Genomic DNA, 16,855 nt, shown 5'->3' on the forward strand with positions numbered 1-16,855 from the left:
ACTTACATACTCTTTTCTAGTGGGCTCATACTACATTCGCGGTTATGGAAATGAAAAACGGGGGGAGAGTCCAAAGTGAAGTCATTATTACGAAAAAAAGCGCTTAGTACTGAATCACCACGACAACTACAAAGAACATTAACCGCACTTGATCTAACGTTTTTAGGAATTGGCGCCGTAATTGGGACAGGGATATTTGTATTAACAGGTATTGTTGCAGCGAAACATTCTGGTCCTGGTATTATGCTATCATTCCTTATTGCTGCATTTACTTGTGCATGTGTAGCCTTTTGTTATGCCGAATTCGCTTCTTCTATTCCTGTCTCAGGAAGTGTGTATACTTACGCATACATGACAGTAGGAGAAGTCGTCGCCTTCATCGTCGGCTGGTGTTTAATGCTCGAATATTTACTTGCAGTCGCAGCAGTAGCTGTCGGTTGGTCTGGTTATTTACAATCTTTACTACAAGGATTTAACGTCCATCTACCCGCCATAATCGCCTCGGCCCCTGGCGTAGGAAAAGGTGGCCTCATTGATTTACCAGCTGTTTGTATTTTACTACTCATTACAGGACTTTTAAGTTTCGGTATACGCGAAAGCGCACGTATTAATAATATTATGGTTCTTATCAAGTTAGCTGTTATTATCGCCTTTATCGTAGCAGGTGCAAAATATGTAAAGCCTGAAAATTGGACGCCGTTCATTCCATTCGGATACGACGGTATCATTACTGGGGCTGCCACTGTATTCTTCGCCTTTTTAGGCTTTGATGCAATCGCAACCGCTGCAGAAGAAACGAAAAAACCACAGCGTGATTTGCCAATTGGCATTATCGGTTCCCTTCTTATTTGTACTGTTTTATACATGATTGTATCTTTCGTTTTAACAGGTATGGTTCCGTATACACACTTAGATGTTTCTGATCCAGTTGCGTTTGCCTTGCATTTCGTTGGCGAAGATACAATTGCAGGACTACTCGCTGTTGGAGCGATGACTGGAATGACAACCGTTCTCTTAGTCGTTATGTATGGACAAGTTCGCGTTTCATATGCGATGAGCCGCGATGGCCTACTTCCAAAAGCGTTAGCACGTGTAAATAAAAGAGTAAAAGTCCCTTTATTAAACACATGGATCACTGGCGTTATTGCCGCTTTATTAGCAGGACTTTTAGACTTACATTTACTAGCTAATTTAGTGAACATCGGTACATTAACAGCCTTTACATTCGTTTGCTGTGCGGTACTTATTTTACGAAAAACACATCCTGACTTAAAACGCGGATTCCGTACACCTTTCGTACCTGTATTACCAGTTGTCGCAATTCTTTGCTGTTTATATTTGATGGCTAATTTATCTAAAACGACATGGATTAGCTTTATAGCTTGGCTTATAGTCGGTTTATGCTTCTATTTCTTCTACTCTAGAAAACATAGTCATTTAGCTACTGCAAAAGTAAACGATGAACAGAAAAAAGCATAACAAAATAGCTCGCCGTTTTAGCGGCGAGCTATCTTTCTGTACTATTATATTTTTTCGTTAACGATTGTAAAATGAAAAATATGCCGATGCAAGCTGTAAACCACGCCCAATTTCCTATTGGTGTAGAATATTTAAAAACGCCAATACCTACAAGCACTATGAAAATGATTACCTGATATATGAGCTTCCACTTTTGCATATGTTCCCTCCTTTACTTCGTTCCCTTCTTTTTCTTCTTCCATGCATTTAAACTATCAAAGAAGAAGTTAATAAATAACGTGCCTAAACCCGCTAATAAAAACGTCATTAAAAATAGAACCCATATACTTTTTTCTTTTAAGAAATAATATCCTACAAGGAGCACAACCGCGATCCATACATATTCAAGAATTCTTTTCAGCTTTTTCTCTTCCAAATTATTCGCTCCTTCATTCTATGCTACTTTTAGTATAACAAAAAAGAAGCCTATCATGATAAGCTTCTTTTTCTTCTCTCTTATTTGTTTATGCTTTTTTCAACGAGTGAAATCGCATATTCTACCGTACGATTCATCGTTTCTACTTGTGCATCTTTTACTTTCGCATCTTTTAACACAGATTCTGCCACTGTAATTTTTTGAATCAGTGCTTTCACTGAACCGTCCGTTACATTTGCATCTTGCGCTTTTTTCACTACTGCTTTTGCAGATTCAATATTGATTTGTAATTTTTCTTTCGGTGTTTTCGGTTGTTCTACTACTTTAGATTGTATAAATGTTTCATTAGCTGTTTTTAATTCGTTATACGTTTGAACAACTTGTTCTCCAGTACTTCCTACATTTTCAAATACTTGCTTTGCAGCACTATAGCTTTTATCTAATTCTTGAAATGCTTCCTTTGAATATTGACCTGGCTTATCACCAAACTCATACGTACCAGCTAACACTTCTTTTACTTTTCCAATCTCTTCATATAACACATTTACTTCCTCTAACTTTGTACGGTTAGAAAACTCATTATACGTTGCTAATACTTCTGAAGAGCTTAACGCTTTACTATATAATTTCGCAAGCGCAATTTGTCCATTTAACGGAATACCACCATTCCCGTTGCTATCAGGGTCTGCACCAAGTGCAAATGGTACGTTGGGATGAGACACTTTCCCTTTAGCTGGTTGACTATTTACTTTTTTACCATCGACATAAATAGCTACTTCACTTCCGTTATAAGTTCCTGTTAAGTGATACGTTTTATTTGCTTCTAATTGAACTCCAACACGTTTATAACTGCCACCAATATGAGCCCACAATTCAACATTTCCACTTCCTGTAGATTCAAAGCCAATTCCGCCGCTCTCTGTATTTTGTAAAATACCTTGTCCGCGAATTTCATTCATTGAAAATACAGTTTCTAGCGTAAACGTATTTGCTACTTTCTCTTTTTGTGCTGCTGAAAATGGAAGGTATCCAAATGTATTAGCTTGTCCATTCAATTTCATTACATTTGTTTTTAAAGCTTTATCGTATGCAATAGATACATTTCCTTTCACATCGCCCTTCGTTCCAAACGATGAGTTATCTTTAAATGTACCATCTAAGAAATTCACATCAAAAACATCTGCCTTTGGCACTTTTACATTCGGATCAATATTATCTTTTTTCGTAGTAACTTCTGCTGTTAAAGGCTGCACACTTTCATTACCAAACGAATCAATTGCAACAACTTCAAGTGTATATGTGTTCCCGCCGTCTAACCCTGCAAGTGTAAATGTCAGGTCTTTTGGCACTGGATCACGATAAAACTCTGAGAATGCTAACAATTTATTCTTTATTTCTCCCGTTTGCTTATCTTTAGCTTGTACACGATAAGAGTGAACAAGAAGGTTGTCCAATGCTTGTGGGAATGTTACTGTTGCCGCATTTTCTGTTACATTTGATACCGCAAGCTTTGCATCCTTAGCAAAGTAAGGATTTTCTTTATCACGATCTTCTACATGTGTAAAAGTTTCTTTCTTTGCTGGTAATTTAATTTTCCAAGGCTCACCTGTCCAAGAATTTGTATGGAAATCACGACGATTAATCGTTACTTCATCATCATCTACTTCTACTAATAAACCTTGGCTTAATGTACTAGCTCCTGGCGGGATATTCCCTTGTACTTTACCACCTTCAACTTCCATGTAACTTATAGAAGATGTACCAACTGATGTAAAGTCTTTTTGATGAATCGACCTTGGATCATCTAGCGGATAATGTGAATGACCTGAAAACGTAATAGCCTGCGGATATTCTTTTAATACCGCATTAATTTTTGCACTATCTTGTGTTCCCCATTCATGACTACCGTATACTGTCTCTTTAATGTGTTGATGTAAAAATACGAAAATCGGTTTTTCTGGATCATCTTTTTGTGCTTTTGCCATCTCTTCTTTTAACCAATTAATTTGCTTATCTGAATAATATCCGTGTGTTGTCCCATTTTCTGGCGACATAACAAGGAAGTGATAACCTTTCACCACTTTATGATAATAAATCGATTCCATTCCTGTTTTTTCTAAGAAACGCTTCTGTGCGCCCTCTACAGATAAACCGTTCCAATAATCATGGTTACCAAGAGAATTCATTCGTACTGCATCTTTATTTGCATTTTCATTATACACTTGCATGAAACGATCATATTGTTGCAGTGACCCTGTATCTGTGAAATCACCTACGATAACAAATGCATCTTGCTTTGGTGCAAGCGTATTGAGCTGTTCAATCGCTCGTTTCCAGCGAAACGTATCATCCGTTCCACTATTTTTAATATGTACATCACTTACAACTGGAAAAACTATCTTCTTTTCACTAGGTGCCTTTTCTTGCTTCTTCTCTTCCGCTTTAACTGATGTACTCCACGGAAATGATACGAATGCTAATACAAAAACCATTAATAATCCAATAAGACCTTTTACTTTTCGTAAAGCAGTTCTGTCCACGTGTATCCTCCTCATAATAATCGATTCATTACAAGGGCTATTTTATCTAAAGCATATTAATGTCGTTTAAATAATAAATGGATTTTATTAGATTTTTGTAAATATACAGTTAATTAAAGGTTAAGTCCAACATTCTTCTTACTATTGTATACAACCACTTTTTGTCTAAAAGAGTCTGAGCATTCTTTTCCCCTGTTTATTCACATATAATCTTTTCTATAACATGAATAATAATTTAAGTTTTAAGCCTATTAGACAATCTTAATTTTTAACATTTCCTTCTTTTTTTAACACATCGGCCATGCTTCTACATTTAATAGTAGTAAAAGACAACTTAAAAGGAGGGGTTGTATTGAAGAACCAAAAAAACATTGGCTGTTTTGCTCCTTTGTCTATCATTTGCCCAGATCCTTGTCCACCGACCCCTCCTCCAAATCCAAATTGCGAGCGAGTAACAAATGAATTTGCAGGAAATTTCCTTCTAACGAATAACACCATTCCCTCTGCCAAAGGTGCATCGCAATCGATGATACTGTGGCAGAGTGATGGGATACTACTTATATCAGGTGCTGTCTCGATTTACAATAGTACTAGCAGCACAGAAGCAATTACAATTGAAATTGTTGGAGCAGTAACCAATATTTTCACTGTGTTTCCTGGCAATACGATATCTTACACAGGAAAAGACTTACAATCTGTTAATATTATCAATATACAAAGTAATCCTTCAGTATATTTAGAAGGCAAGTACTGTTGCCAATTTACATGCTGCTTATAGAATACCAATTTCATTACTTTCTCAATAAAAAAAGCATACCATTTACGGTATGCTTTTTTATGAAATCGGATAACGTACTGTAATACAAAACTCGCCTTGATTAACAGTAGTTCCTGTTGTAGTAATTCGAACAGTCGTAAAATATCGTACAGTGAAAGTACCACTACTTTGTGGTTGTACAGTAATTGTATCAACTACTGTAGCACCTACTAAAAAATCAACTGTAATTGGAGCCGCACCTACATTATATTTCACGTAACCTGAACCATATACTTCTTGCGTGATATTATTTGTATATACAATTTGAGTACCAGCACCTGTAATAGACCAGTCTGTACATACTTGATCTTGTACAAGCGTTTTATTAGAACAACAAGACAAACTGGAACTTCTCATTCCCATTTTGATCCTCTCCTATTCTGCTATGAAAGTGGATAACGTGTTGTAATACAAAATTCTCCCTGATACGTTCCAGCAGGTGTTGCAGGTAATACAACTTGTATAATATCAAAACGACGATACGTAAACCCGATACTCGTTCCTGGATTTAATGTTTGTGTATCTATTACAGTACCAGCAGAATCAAGCGCCTCTACAGTAATTGGTTCTGGTCCAACATCATATTTAACAAAACCAGTACCAACTACATTTTGGTTAATATTATTTGTATAGAGAACATTATCAATTGCTGTTGCAACTACAGTAGCAGACCACGGACTACACACTTTATCTTGTACATAATTTTTATCTGGACAACAAGTTAATGCTGACCCTGAGCACTCACAAGACATAGTTGTTTCCCCTCTCTCTTTTATATTCCCTATATGTGTATGTCCCTCAGAGTCTTTTGCCTGTACTATTCATCTATTTTCAAAAAATATTCAAATGACTAAATAGATTCCGTTTTGTTTCTTTTTTTCATATATTTATAGACAAAGATACTAGCCACAATAAGAAGAACGCCTCCTAATATCGGTAACATATATTGTCCAACAACATCTGCAGCCTTCTCCCAATGCGGCCCTAATTTCATCCCAAAATAGACATATAAAGTCGTTAACGGGAACATTGCTACAAATGTATATATACTAAACTTCCATATATTCATTTTCGCCATACCACACGGAACAGAAATAAGCGTTCGAACTCCCGGTACAAAACGTCCAACAAATGCTACAACTGGTCCATATTTCTCAAAGAAATCATCTGCTTTTTGAATTTGTTCTTCTTTAATAAAGAAGTATTTTCCGTACTTTATTAATAGGGGACGGCCACCGTAATAACCGAGTGCGTATAACGTTAATGGGCCTGTCGTTCCGCCAAGTGTTCCAGCTAATACAGCTAACCAAAAATTCATATCTCCCTCGTACACCCAATATCCAACCATTGGCAACACTACTTCTGCTGGAATAAATTCAAACGTTAACGCTAACACAACTCCAAAATAAGAAAACTGCTTTAAAAACTCGATTATATCTAAAATAATTTGCTCCATATTTTCAACTCCTCTCCTACGTTTACATTATGCTTTTCTTGTAATTGAACTGGCGCCATTTTTACAATTCGGTTCAGAATAAATACCACAATTCCAATATCATCTAAAATACCGATAAACGGCAGGAAGTCTGGAATTAAATCAAGCGGCATCGCAACATACCCAACTAAAAAAGCAACAGATAAAATTTTCTTCTTTATTGAAACCTCTTTTGAAGTAAAAAAGTCAAATAGGAATGGAACGAAACGACGGACATGAAATACAACTCTTAATCTACTAATAAGTTTTTTCATTTTTATTTCTCCTCTCTTTGTATACGAAAAGGACCCTACCAAATATGGTAAGGGTCCTAAAAAAGACAATAAGGGGCCTTTACCATTGCTGGTAAAGGTCTCACTAACAACGAAACGTTGCCAATAAAGCCGAGGGTTTCTCCCTGTAATGACGACTTTACTGTAATAAGTTACTCCCCTTTATATACACAATTTTATACACTCACATTAAAATATTTCAGAGGGCTTGTCAATATATTTTATATCCCAAGCCCTCCTGCTTACCCTTCCGTAAAAAACAAAAAACGTATAGGAAATTTCTTACTATCTCATAATATACATAACCATTTTTGAACGAAAGGAGATGTTTCATTTGCATACCGTCTGGAAAGGTGCACTTTCACTTGGACTATTAAATATAGGAATTAAACTATACAGTGCCGTAGAAGAAAACGATATAAAATTTTTAAGCCTCCATAAAGAATGTTTAACACCTATTAAATATAAAAAATTTGCTCCTGATTGTACGGATGAAGAAATTGATGATAAAGATATTGTAAAAGCCTATGAATACGCCCCTCATAAATACATTATTATGGATGAAAAAGAATTAGCTGCGTTGCAAAAAGCTCACGAACCACGATCCATTCGGATTATATCTTTTGTCCAAAATAACGAAATCGATTCTGTTCTTTATGACCGTTCTTATTTTATAGGTCCTACTCCAGGACATGAAAAATCATATTTATTATTAAAAGAAGCTCTTGAACGTACAAATAAACTTGGGCTTATTCATATTTCTATTAGAAAAAAACAACATTTAGCTATTATCCGTAACTTTGAAGATGGACTAATGTTACAAACCATCCACTATCCTAATGAAATTCGCGATATAACAAATACACCTAACTTACCAAGTAACGAAAATTATCCTATACAAAAACAAGAACTCACCGCAGCAATTAATTTAATCCACCACCTTACAAATCCTTTTGAACAAGAAATGTATACAGATGAATATAAAGAAGCCCTTACCGAATTAATCGAGAATAAAATTGAACAACAGGAAAAAACGGAAACAATCTCTCCAGCTCCGAACATCATCAATATTATGGAGACATTACAGGCAAGTATTGAACAAGCAAAAATAAAAAGAGACAATAAAACAGAAAAAGAGGCCAAATAAAATTGACCTCTTTTTCTTTAAAGCGGATTACATTTCGGCATTTCGAGTCCAGATGATTGAGCTAATTTTAATAAATAATAACATTCCTCTCTTGCCATATGATCTGCCATTCTCGCTGATAATGCACTTAATATTTCATTTGATAACTCCAATTCTTCAACTTCATGTAAAAAATGTGAAAATAATTTTAGTTCAAGTGAAACATCTTTTGTAAACTTCTTTAATGCAGGAAAATGATGAAGCTCTGTTCGTAAATACCCCGTCATTTCAACTGCTTTCAAATAAAATTGTTCAAAGTGCTTCTCGAATTCTTCGCTTTTCTCTTTCAATCTTTTTTCAACAAGATCTAGCCCACCAGAAATAGAACCCGCATGACCAGCCGCATCCGTTAACCAAACGAGATGATAATGCAGTTCATGAAAAACAGGTGGAACTTCCCCTTTCTCCAAAAACTCTAAAACTGTTATATACTCTTCCACTTCGTTTACCATATGATTAATAAAAGTTGGCGTAAAATGAATAGTAATTTTCCCTTCCAACTGCTTCTGTATAATATTTAATTTAAACGTCCGAATTTCCTTAGCAGCTTGTTCTGCCTCTTTTGAGAATGCCATCAGATTCACATTCCGAACTTTATTTAACAAATTCGTAAATGTTTCAACAAAGTAAGTAGCTTTTTTTATATCTTCTTTTTCCTTTGGAGCTAACGCATCAAGTAAAAATTGCGCATGATCACTCAGCACTTTTAGCCAAAATTGATGCTCAAACAACGCACTTTCTTCATAATTTCTCTCCACCAAATCCCCTCCGTTTATTCATTCTTCTCTATCACTTGAAGTTTATATCCATCCGGGTCTTGTACTACAATACTCTTCTCGCTTTTGTTTTCTGTATATGCAATTTTATAAAATACTAACCTCTTCTTTACATTCTCTATGTTAGAAATTGAAAACGTTAAAACATCAACTGAGTCCGTAACACTCTTCTCACGCCCGCCCAAACTGCGATTCATAACAAAACTAATTCTCGTTGAATCGGTATCATACCAAACCCCTGTAACATCTAATTGCGGCCTCAATGAACTAGGTGTTATTCCTAAAATCCCTTCGTAAAAATACAGAGTTTCCTTTAAGTTCTTTACTTCTAACACAATTAAATTCTTTACATTCTCCACATTCATTCCCCCTGTACTTATTACTTTTTTATATGTGTCATAAATGCTCATTATGTCTGAATACAATACGTAGTAATGAACATGTAAGGAGGTTTATTCGTGAATAAATATATAAGATCATTCGTGCCCTATCATAGCCCTCTCGATCCTTGTCCTCCTATCGGAAAAAAATATTATTCTACTCCTCCTAATTTATTTTTAGGCTTTCAACCGCCAAACTTACCACAATTCACACCAAAAGAAGCACTACAAAAAGGGACTTTATGGCCTGTTTTTTATGACTATTATGAAAATCCTTATAAAAAAGGGCGGTGACTACTGACGTGAATCAATCGCTACCAGAAGAATACTATCAGCTTTTACTGGAGCTTCAAGAACTGGACTTTGTACTAGTTGAACTCACTCTTTATTTAGATACACATCCAGATGACACCGCTGCGATTAATCAATTTAATGACTTTTCCTATAAACGGAGAGTATTAAAACAAAAGATGGAAGAAAAATACGGACCACTCCAACAGTTTGGAAACAGCTATTCTAATGCTCCTTGGGAATGGAGCAAAGGTCCTTGGCCATGGCAAATATAAAGGAGAGAAACTATGTGGATTTATGAAAAGAAATTACAATATCCCGTTAAAGTGGGAACTTGCAATCCAGCACTTGCAAAATTATTAATTGAGCAATACGGCGGTGCAGATGGCGAGCTAGCTGCTGCACTACGTTACTTAAATCAACGTTATACAATTCCTGATAAAGTCATTGGCCTACTTACTGATATTGGTACAGAAGAATTTGCTCACCTTGAAATGATCGCTACAATGGTTTATAAACTAACGAAAGATGCAACTCCTGAACAAATGAAAGCTGCTGGACTTGATCCTCATTACGCTGACCATGATAGCGCACTTCATTACCATAATGCTGCTGGTGTTCCATTTACTGCAACGTATATACAGGCTAAAGGTGATCCAATTGCCGATCTATACGAAGATATCGCAGCTGAAGAAAAAGCACGCGCAACATATCAATGGCTCATTAATTTATCCGATGATCCAGATATAAATGATAGTCTACGCTTCTTACGTGAACGAGAAATCGTCCATTCACAACGTTTCCGAGAAGCAGTTGAAATTTTAAAAGAAGAACGCGATAAAAAAATATTTTTTTAAAACACGTATCCTAGCGATATGTGTTTTTTTTACGTTTAAAATTAAATCCTTCTTATTAAACATACAAATAGTATATTTATTCGATTTAATGCATTATTTTTTAATTTTTTCAAAATTCCCTATTGCTTTCTAGTCATCAGACCTTTAAAATAGTAACAGTTACTCGACAAATTGTTTGAATTTTCGACAAAAATACTCATTAGGAGGATTTTCTTTATATGCGTACAACTTTAAAGCCAGCGCAAATACTTTCGATTAGTTTATTACTATTCGCAGTTTTCTTCGGTGCTGGTAATATGATTTTCCCGCCCCTTCTCGGTCTTTCTTCCGGAGAAAATATGTGGGTCTCCATTACAGGATTTATTATTACAGACGTCGGTTTATCTTTACTAGCTATCGTCGCTGTTGCCCTTGCCGGTGGTAGTTTTAACACTTTAGCAAGCCGTGTTCATCCAAAATTCGCAGCAATATTCGCTATCATTATTTATCTTTCAATCGGCCCACTATTTGTTATTCCACGAACTGGATCTGTATCTTACGAAATTGGGATTGCACCACTTTTCCCGGACCAATGGTACTCTATGTTAATCTTTAGTGCGATTTTCTTTACAGTCGTCTACTTCTTATCATTAAATCCATCAAAATTAGTAGATCATATCGGAAAAATATTAACGCCCATTTTACTTGGAATTATTGCCATTATGGCAACAAAAGCGATTCTTTCACCAGGAACATTTGCAGAACCTGTTGGTGACTATAAAGAAATTCCATTTTTCAAAGGATTTCTTGAAGGATTTTTAACGTTAGATGCAATTGGTGCTCTCGTATTATCAACAATTGTTGTAAATGCAATTCGCCAAAACGGTATACAAGAGAAGAAATCAATTGCGAAATATACAATTATTTGCGGAAGTATTGCAGCCCTATTCTTAACAATTGTTTATTTCTTACTCGGTTATATCGGTGCTTCCAACGGAAACTTAGGACAATTCGAAAACGGTGGTCAACTATTAGCTACTGTTATGTACCAATTCTTTGGGACAAGCGGTAATGTTTTATTAAGTATCGCCATTATCTTCGCTTGTTTAACGACTGCAATCGGTGTTGTAAGTGCATTCGCCAACTATTTCGCAACAGTACTAACAAACGTTTCCTACAAAAAGCTCGTACTATACGTTTGTATTTTTAGCTTCGTGATTTCAAACTTAGGATTAAGTTTATTAATCAAAATTACATTACCTGTATTAATTATTTTGTATCCAATTACAATCATTTTAATTTTCGTATCATTTCTTGATAAATATACGAAACGTAAACCTTCTGTCTACATCGGAGCAATGATCGCAGCATTCATTATTAGCTGTATTCATGCACTTGATAATGTGGAAATGATACCAAGTTTTATCGCTAATATCGTACACACCATTCCTTTTTATAACTTAGGAATTGGTTGGATTATTCCAGCAATCATCGGTGGTATAATCGGATACTATATTCCTCAAACAGAAGCTGAAGGTGAAGTTTCTACAAAATAAAGAAAAGAAGCAAGCATGTATTTCATGCTTGCTTCTTTTCTTTATTTCCTATCGCTACATACAATATTTGTGTACGAACGGACCGTTAACGTATAGTAACTAAAGTAAATGATGATATACACACCTATACTGCCTAGTAAAGGAAGACTATATTCAAACATACCTGTAAAGCCCATCAAACTTAAAAATGCAAAGAATGTATGACATATTGCCAGCAGTAATGGTACTACGAATATCGCCCCCACTTGCTTTCTTACAGACTCTGTTGCTTCCTTTTTCGTTAGTCCAATTTTCTTTAACATTCCGTACGCTGGTCGCTCTGCCATCGCTTCTGTTATTTGTTTAAAGTATAAAATACAACCTGTTGCAAGAATAAAAACAATCCCTAAAAATACGCTAGCAAATAATAATACTGCACCATCTTGCAATTCAGATTGGCTCGCCTCTTCAAATGATTGGAATTTCACTTCTTTAGGAATGATTGTCCCTAGCTCTTTCGTTAGCTCTCTATTACCGTTTCCTTCAACGATAAATCCGCTAACTGTTGAAACATCCTTTCCTTGCTGCAACTTATTAAATAGCGAATCTCGAACAACAAGCCCCACTGGTGCAAGTTTCGCACTAACAACTGTTTCTTCGCGGTGATCAACGATTGTTAAACCACTCTTCATCCCTTCAAAGGACACATTACTTCCTTCAAGCGAATTCTTTTCGATGTTATATGATTTATATGGATCTAATAAAATAACTTCCTTTTCAGAACCGAGAATAACTTGTTTATTGCCTAACATAGAAGCTGATTTATTATAATCTGTCACTTTTATAATTTGTACATTACCATTACCTATTAAATACCCTGTTAATATTTGTTCTCCATCTATCTTCCCTTGCATAGACAGCATAGCTACAGATGTTTCATTTTTAATTGCTAACTCATGCTTTTGAATTTCTTCTCTAACTTTCTTATCTAATCCTTTTCCAGTTGTTACATATTCATAACTAACTGGATTCATTAATGCCGCTGTCTTCTGCGCTCCATAATACATACTAGAACTAATTCCAATCGTACATAATGTTACCGCACTTAATAAAGATAATAGCGCCAGCATCTTTACGTTCCCTTTTATTCTAAAGAACAATGAAGAAATGGATAAAATGTTCGTTCCATTCCAATATTTCGTTTTATCTCCCTTTATTTTATGGAGTGATTTCACTGTATATTGCTCAAATAGTAAAAACGTACCTTTTACAATACAACCAAAAATAAGTAGACCTGTAATAAAAATGGCCCCAAACCCAAAGATTTGTGTAAGTAGCGCAATGATATAACCTGTAATTAATAAAACAATCGCTCGTTTTGCCTTCTTACTTGCATACGTAGGTACCTCTTCTTTCTGATTTTCACCATATAGTAATTCAACTAAACGATGCTCATAAATTAACTTTTTACTTTTCCATGATGCAATAAAGAAAATTGCGCCTATCGTTATAAGAACTTCTACTATAGATAAAAATGAAATCGTAAATGTGAACGTAAACGCACTTCCTATTAGCTTCACAAGAAGCCCTGCGCACATATTCGCTATAAATAAACCAGCAAGAATACCTAACACACTTGCCGCACCACCAACTAATAACGTTTCATAAAAGAGTAACTTCGCAATTTCTTCTTTACGGATACCTAATAAACTGTATAGCGCAATTTCTTTTTTCTTCTTTCGCAAAAAGAAGCTATTACAATAAAAAATAAATATCGTTAAAAAGATAATTAACAATATTTGTGCAAAAGTAAATGTCGTTTCCACCTTATCCGACTCTTTTAAAAGAGCTACTACACTTTCATTTCGTTTAATCGATACGAATGTAAAATAAATAATAATGCTGCCTACTAATGAAATAAAGTATAGAAAATAATCTTTCATATTTCGTTTTATACTACGTTTTGATACTTCTAAAAAATCCATCGTACACCTTCACCCGCTCTCGCATTTCTCTATACATGAAGTGTATACGAAATTGTATTTCTCCCCTATCGATTTTCATTACATCTCTCTTACGATATTGTAATATAACAAAATAAAAGAACCTAGTTCCCTAGGTTCTTCACATCGTATGTTTAAAAGTAAATAACTCTTCTTTTGACTGCACAGCAGATTGTTCCTCTTCTATAGCGTCCTTCTTTATCTCTCCTCCTAACCTTACTTTCATCATCGCCTCTTCTATACTTTTTACAATCATATTTCCTGAAAAAATAGTAAGTCCAAAAAATGTAATGGGAACGAGCGGGATCCACGGATTCACTGTTAATGATCTAAAATAGACTCCAATTAAACCTGACCATTCATGCGTGTATGATTCTATTTCTTCTATCGGTCCTAAAAACTGAACTGTTCCACCAAAGAATATTTCCAGTAATCCTAAGTGCAGTAAAATAGTAAGAGTTTGCGTAAACTGCTGAAAAAATACAAGTATAAACGTCATATAGAGATGCGGGAAAATATGCTTTATAACAATGTGCCTTCTCGATCCACCCAATATGCACGCAGCTTCAATAAATTCTTCGGTTCTCAATTTACGTACTTCCTTCGCAACATACAGTGCAATAACTGGCATCACAAGCATTACAAGTAATAAAACTTGAAACGAAGCTCTTTCAAAAAAGGTTGTTGTTTCCTCCCCACTCCCAAATGCATTTGCAAGGTGAAGAAAAAAATACGCAATCATAACTGTTGGAATAACTGTAAAACTATCAAAAAAAGCCTCGATTTTTGAAAACCCTCTTTTTACATATGTTCCAAGCACAACACCAAAAAACACACCTATCACCATTCTAAGTGCCGCAATTAAAATAGATATACCAATCGTCCACTTCGCACCTTCAATGACTAAATGTAACAGGTCGTATCCTTTCCGGTCTGTCCCAAGTAAAAATTGTAATGAAGGTGAAAACGGTGGCACTTGTGGATTTTCATCCGCATCATATTGCAATGTAACTTGTCTAATATGTCCATCATTCCATATCGTATTTCCGATGCTCAAAAGAACTAATATGAGAAGAAACCCAATGCTTATCCAAAATCTTTTATCGCGTTTTATATACGTCCACATATTATAGTCTCTCCTTCATCGCAGCTGGAATGAGATAATGAAACAATTTAAACAAAATAAAAATCGGAATATAAATAAGCAGCACACTAACGATGAAAACCTCAACCCTAATACTCTCATACGATTTCAAAAACATAAAAATACCACCCGTATTAAAAATCCATTCTATAATATATAAATTAGATAACATAAAAAAGATATTCGTTTTCGCAAAGAAAAGTGTACTAAGCAACACATTTCGTAAAACATGACGATTTAAAATATGAAAACGATTCAGCCCTTTCGCCTTAGCAAATAGTACATAATCTTTTTCTAGCTCATTTTCAAAACGAAGCACTAACATTTTTACAAACAGAATCGTAGTCGGTATACTCAAACAAAATATCGGCAATCCTCTAATCGACTCGCCTCCAATTGACGCAATTTGAAAAGGTAAAAAGCCTGTTTGTTTAAAAAACCATACAACTAAAATTTGTGATACTAAAATAAGTAGAATGTCTGGAATAGATTCTAGGAAGATGAGAAATGATTTAATGCGATGCTGTATACGCGGTGAACTACTCATAATGAAATAAACAATACAAAATGCTACAAATAATGAAATGAAAAAAGCCGCCAAAAAAATAACAATCGTTTCTTTATAATGGACGAACAACTGCGGAAATAAAAATTTACCTCTCACATATTGAAAATTGGAAATATCCATTAAGTTCATAAACACTTCTTTTAAACTCTGTATGTACTTTAATGCATGCAGCTCAAATCCGTAAAATAACTTTGGCAGTGCCCCTAAACAAATAATACCCAAAATCGAAATAATAAATTGAACCGTCACTTCCATCCCATTCAGAAAAACTTTTTTGACCACGTTTTCCCTTCTCTCTTTATATAATTTACCCCCTAATTTTATTCTCAATTTTCTGAATTGTAAATATTTATACAGAAAAATCACTAGGTTATGATCCTAGTGATTCTTTATGCGCATGCCCTTCTCTTTTCGCAAACGGCATATACAAAATAAAACATCCAATAAGCGCAGCTATTTCTAATGAAATAATATAGTAAGGGTGTGGCCCTAACATATCGAGTAATGAAGCAGTTTCTGGCTTACGAGCTAAAAACATATAATTGCCACCTGTTTTGTAGTTCACAAAAGAAACGATTGGAATTATTATGTTTAAAAATATCATCGTACGCTTAATTGATTGCAAGGTCGGTCTATATCCTTCTACCCACGTCATAAAGAGTGGTGCCCAAATGAGTAATATATGCGCGATAAAATATTCAATGAAACGAAAATGCGGAAAAGCATATTGCAAGTTCGGCGTTAACATAGCTTGTGATGCACCAATAATTCCCGTAAAAAATACGATCTCATATATGCGGTAACTTTTCGTTACAATCATAATCGATGCTAACAATAAACTAATCGTACATAACTCAAATGGTAATGAAGTGCCCAGTTCAAAAATCCCCGCTTCCCATTCCCACATATGAAGTCCAATCTCACTTCCAATAAATAAAAATGCAATCGCATACCGAACCGTTATATTCCACTCACTTTTCCGTAATGCATCTTGGTATTGATACAGAAAAAATATTCCTACCAACATAATAAATAATATAAGGACGTGTTGCCTTGAGTATGGAATAAATGGTTTTAATGGATGCGCACTAAAATAAGCTTCCATCTTGCCTCCTCCT

Annotated in this window: 21 protein-coding genes; 7 read left to right on the forward strand and 14 right to left on the reverse strand. The window is 35.1% G+C overall.

Annotation, left to right across the window (positions count from 1 at the left end; genetic code table 11):
* Nucleotides 1–75 precede the first annotated feature (75 nt).
* Entirely contained in the window at nucleotides 76–1,479 is a 1,404-nt protein-coding gene (bcaP, locus tag QCI46_RS23230) for a branched-chain amino acid transporter BcaP (RefSeq protein ID WP_353841533.1), read from the forward strand.
* Nucleotides 1,480–1,507: 28 nt separating this feature from the next.
* On the opposite strand, the gene QCI46_RS23235 is transcribed toward bcaP, so the two are convergent.
* From QCI46_RS23235 to QCI46_RS23250, 4 genes are all read right to left on the reverse strand, one after another.
* A complete protein-coding gene (locus QCI46_RS23235) occupies nucleotides 1,508–1,678 on the reverse strand; it encodes a hypothetical protein (protein WP_078419598.1) in 171 nt (56 codons plus the stop codon).
* 12 nt (nucleotides 1,679–1,690) lie between these two features.
* Nucleotides 1,691–1,894, reverse strand: coding sequence for a hypothetical protein (locus QCI46_RS23240; protein WP_000391504.1), 204 nt, complete (start codon nucleotides 1,892–1,894; stop codon nucleotides 1,691–1,693).
* 80 nt (nucleotides 1,895–1,974) lie between these two features.
* Nucleotides 1,975–4,434 carry a LamG-like jellyroll fold domain-containing protein gene (locus QCI46_RS23245; RefSeq protein WP_353841534.1) on the reverse strand — a complete coding sequence of 820 codons (2,460 nt, stop codon included), beginning with the start codon at nucleotides 4,432–4,434 and terminating at the stop codon, nucleotides 1,975–1,977.
* A gap of 261 nt (nucleotides 4,435–4,695) precedes the next feature.
* Complete coding sequence (locus QCI46_RS23250) at nucleotides 4,696–4,944, reverse strand: hypothetical protein (protein WP_353841535.1); 249 nt, start codon at nucleotides 4,942–4,944, stop codon at nucleotides 4,696–4,698.
* On the opposite strand from QCI46_RS23250, the gene QCI46_RS23255 reads away from it, so the two are divergent.
* The gene (locus tag QCI46_RS23255) at nucleotides 4,832–5,212 is read left to right on the forward strand and encodes an S-Ena type endospore appendage (RefSeq protein WP_353841921.1); all 381 of its coding nucleotides are present in this window, start codon (nucleotides 4,832–4,834) and stop codon (nucleotides 5,210–5,212) included. The two genes, QCI46_RS23250 and QCI46_RS23255, sit on opposite strands and share 113 nt — an antisense overlap.
* Nucleotides 5,213–5,269: 57 nt before the next feature.
* Here QCI46_RS23255 and QCI46_RS23260 read toward each other — a convergent pair whose 3' ends face one another.
* From QCI46_RS23260 to QCI46_RS23275, 4 genes are all read right to left on the reverse strand, one after another.
* Nucleotides 5,270–5,614: a DUF3992 domain-containing protein gene (locus QCI46_RS23260; RefSeq protein WP_353841536.1), complete on the reverse strand. Its 345-nt coding sequence runs from the start codon at nucleotides 5,612–5,614 to the stop codon at nucleotides 5,270–5,272.
* Between the two features lie 20 nt (nucleotides 5,615–5,634).
* On the reverse strand, nucleotides 5,635–6,003 hold the full coding sequence (locus tag QCI46_RS23265) for a DUF3992 domain-containing protein (RefSeq protein ID WP_353841537.1): 369 nt from the start codon (nucleotides 6,001–6,003) through the stop codon (nucleotides 5,635–5,637).
* Nucleotides 6,004–6,101: 98 nt separating this feature from the next.
* Nucleotides 6,102–6,707 carry a DedA family protein gene (locus QCI46_RS23270; protein WP_049114279.1) on the reverse strand — a complete coding sequence of 202 codons (606 nt, stop codon included), beginning with the start codon at nucleotides 6,705–6,707 and terminating at the stop codon, nucleotides 6,102–6,104.
* Nucleotides 6,689–7,000 carry a YkvA family protein gene (locus QCI46_RS23275; protein WP_353841538.1) on the reverse strand — a complete coding sequence of 104 codons (312 nt, stop codon included), beginning with the start codon at nucleotides 6,998–7,000 and terminating at the stop codon, nucleotides 6,689–6,691. Before QCI46_RS23275 ends, QCI46_RS23270 begins: the two co-directional genes overlap by 19 nt.
* A gap of 352 nt (nucleotides 7,001–7,352) precedes the next feature.
* Here QCI46_RS23275 and ku point away from each other — a divergent pair, with 352 nt between their 5' ends.
* Nucleotides 7,353–8,165 carry a non-homologous end joining protein Ku gene (ku, locus tag QCI46_RS23280; RefSeq protein ID WP_353841922.1) on the forward strand — a complete coding sequence of 271 codons (813 nt, stop codon included), beginning with the start codon at nucleotides 7,353–7,355 and terminating at the stop codon, nucleotides 8,163–8,165.
* Between the two features lie 17 nt (nucleotides 8,166–8,182).
* Here the strand turns inward: ku and QCI46_RS23285 are convergent, their stop codons facing one another.
* Entirely contained in the window at nucleotides 8,183–8,962 is a 780-nt protein-coding gene (locus QCI46_RS23285) for a DUF2935 domain-containing protein (protein WP_327959487.1), read from the reverse strand.
* Between the two features lie 14 nt (nucleotides 8,963–8,976).
* A complete protein-coding gene (locus tag QCI46_RS23290; RefSeq protein ID WP_327959488.1) occupies nucleotides 8,977–9,390 on the reverse strand; it encodes a VOC family protein in 414 nt (137 codons plus the stop codon).
* Nucleotides 9,391–9,438: 48 nt separating this feature from the next.
* On the opposite strand from QCI46_RS23290, the gene QCI46_RS23295 reads away from it, so the two are divergent.
* The 4 genes from QCI46_RS23295 to brnQ2 all read left to right on the forward strand — a co-directional run bounded on the left by QCI46_RS23295 (nucleotide 9,439) and on the right by brnQ2 (nucleotide 12,043).
* The gene (locus QCI46_RS23295; protein ID WP_075312109.1) at nucleotides 9,439–9,654 is read left to right on the forward strand and encodes a spore coat associated protein CotJA; all 216 of its coding nucleotides are present in this window, start codon (nucleotides 9,439–9,441) and stop codon (nucleotides 9,652–9,654) included.
* A gap of 8 nt (nucleotides 9,655–9,662) precedes the next feature.
* Nucleotides 9,663–9,926, forward strand: a complete 264-nt coding sequence (locus tag QCI46_RS23300) for a spore coat protein CotJB (RefSeq protein ID WP_001076510.1) — start codon at nucleotides 9,663–9,665, stop codon at nucleotides 9,924–9,926.
* A gap of 12 nt (nucleotides 9,927–9,938) precedes the next feature.
* Nucleotides 9,939–10,508, forward strand: a complete 570-nt coding sequence (gene cotJC, locus QCI46_RS23305) for a spore coat protein CotJC (protein WP_000265273.1) — start codon at nucleotides 9,939–9,941, stop codon at nucleotides 10,506–10,508.
* Between the two features lie 218 nt (nucleotides 10,509–10,726).
* Nucleotides 10,727–12,043, forward strand: coding sequence for a branched-chain amino acid transport system II carrier protein BrnQ2 (brnQ2, locus tag QCI46_RS23310; RefSeq protein ID WP_353841539.1), 1,317 nt, complete (start codon nucleotides 10,727–10,729; stop codon nucleotides 12,041–12,043).
* Between the two features lie 41 nt (nucleotides 12,044–12,084).
* Here the strand turns inward: brnQ2 and QCI46_RS23315 are convergent, their stop codons facing one another.
* The 4 genes from QCI46_RS23315 to QCI46_RS23330 form a co-directional block, all read right to left on the reverse strand.
* Nucleotides 12,085–14,007 (reverse strand): FtsX-like permease family protein, encoded by a 1,923-nt coding sequence (locus QCI46_RS23315; RefSeq protein WP_353841540.1) that lies wholly within the window; start codon nucleotides 14,005–14,007, stop codon nucleotides 12,085–12,087.
* Between the two features lie 139 nt (nucleotides 14,008–14,146).
* On the reverse strand, nucleotides 14,147–15,151 hold the full coding sequence (locus QCI46_RS23320) for an ABC transporter permease (RefSeq protein WP_088608438.1): 1,005 nt from the start codon (nucleotides 15,149–15,151) through the stop codon (nucleotides 14,147–14,149).
* Between the two features lies 1 nt (nucleotide 15,152).
* A complete protein-coding gene (locus tag QCI46_RS23325) occupies nucleotides 15,153–16,019 on the reverse strand; it encodes an ABC transporter permease subunit (RefSeq protein ID WP_353841541.1) in 867 nt (288 codons plus the stop codon).
* An 88-nt stretch (nucleotides 16,020–16,107) separates the two neighbouring features.
* On the reverse strand, nucleotides 16,108–16,842 hold the full coding sequence (locus QCI46_RS23330; protein ID WP_353841542.1) for a YwaF family protein: 735 nt from the start codon (nucleotides 16,840–16,842) through the stop codon (nucleotides 16,108–16,110).
* Nucleotides 16,843–16,855: the final 13 nt, after the last annotated feature.

Source organism: Bacillus cereus group sp. RP32, from assembly GCF_040459735.1.
Lineage (GTDB): Bacteria > Bacillota > Bacilli > Bacillales > Bacillaceae_G > Bacillus_A > Bacillus_A wiedmannii.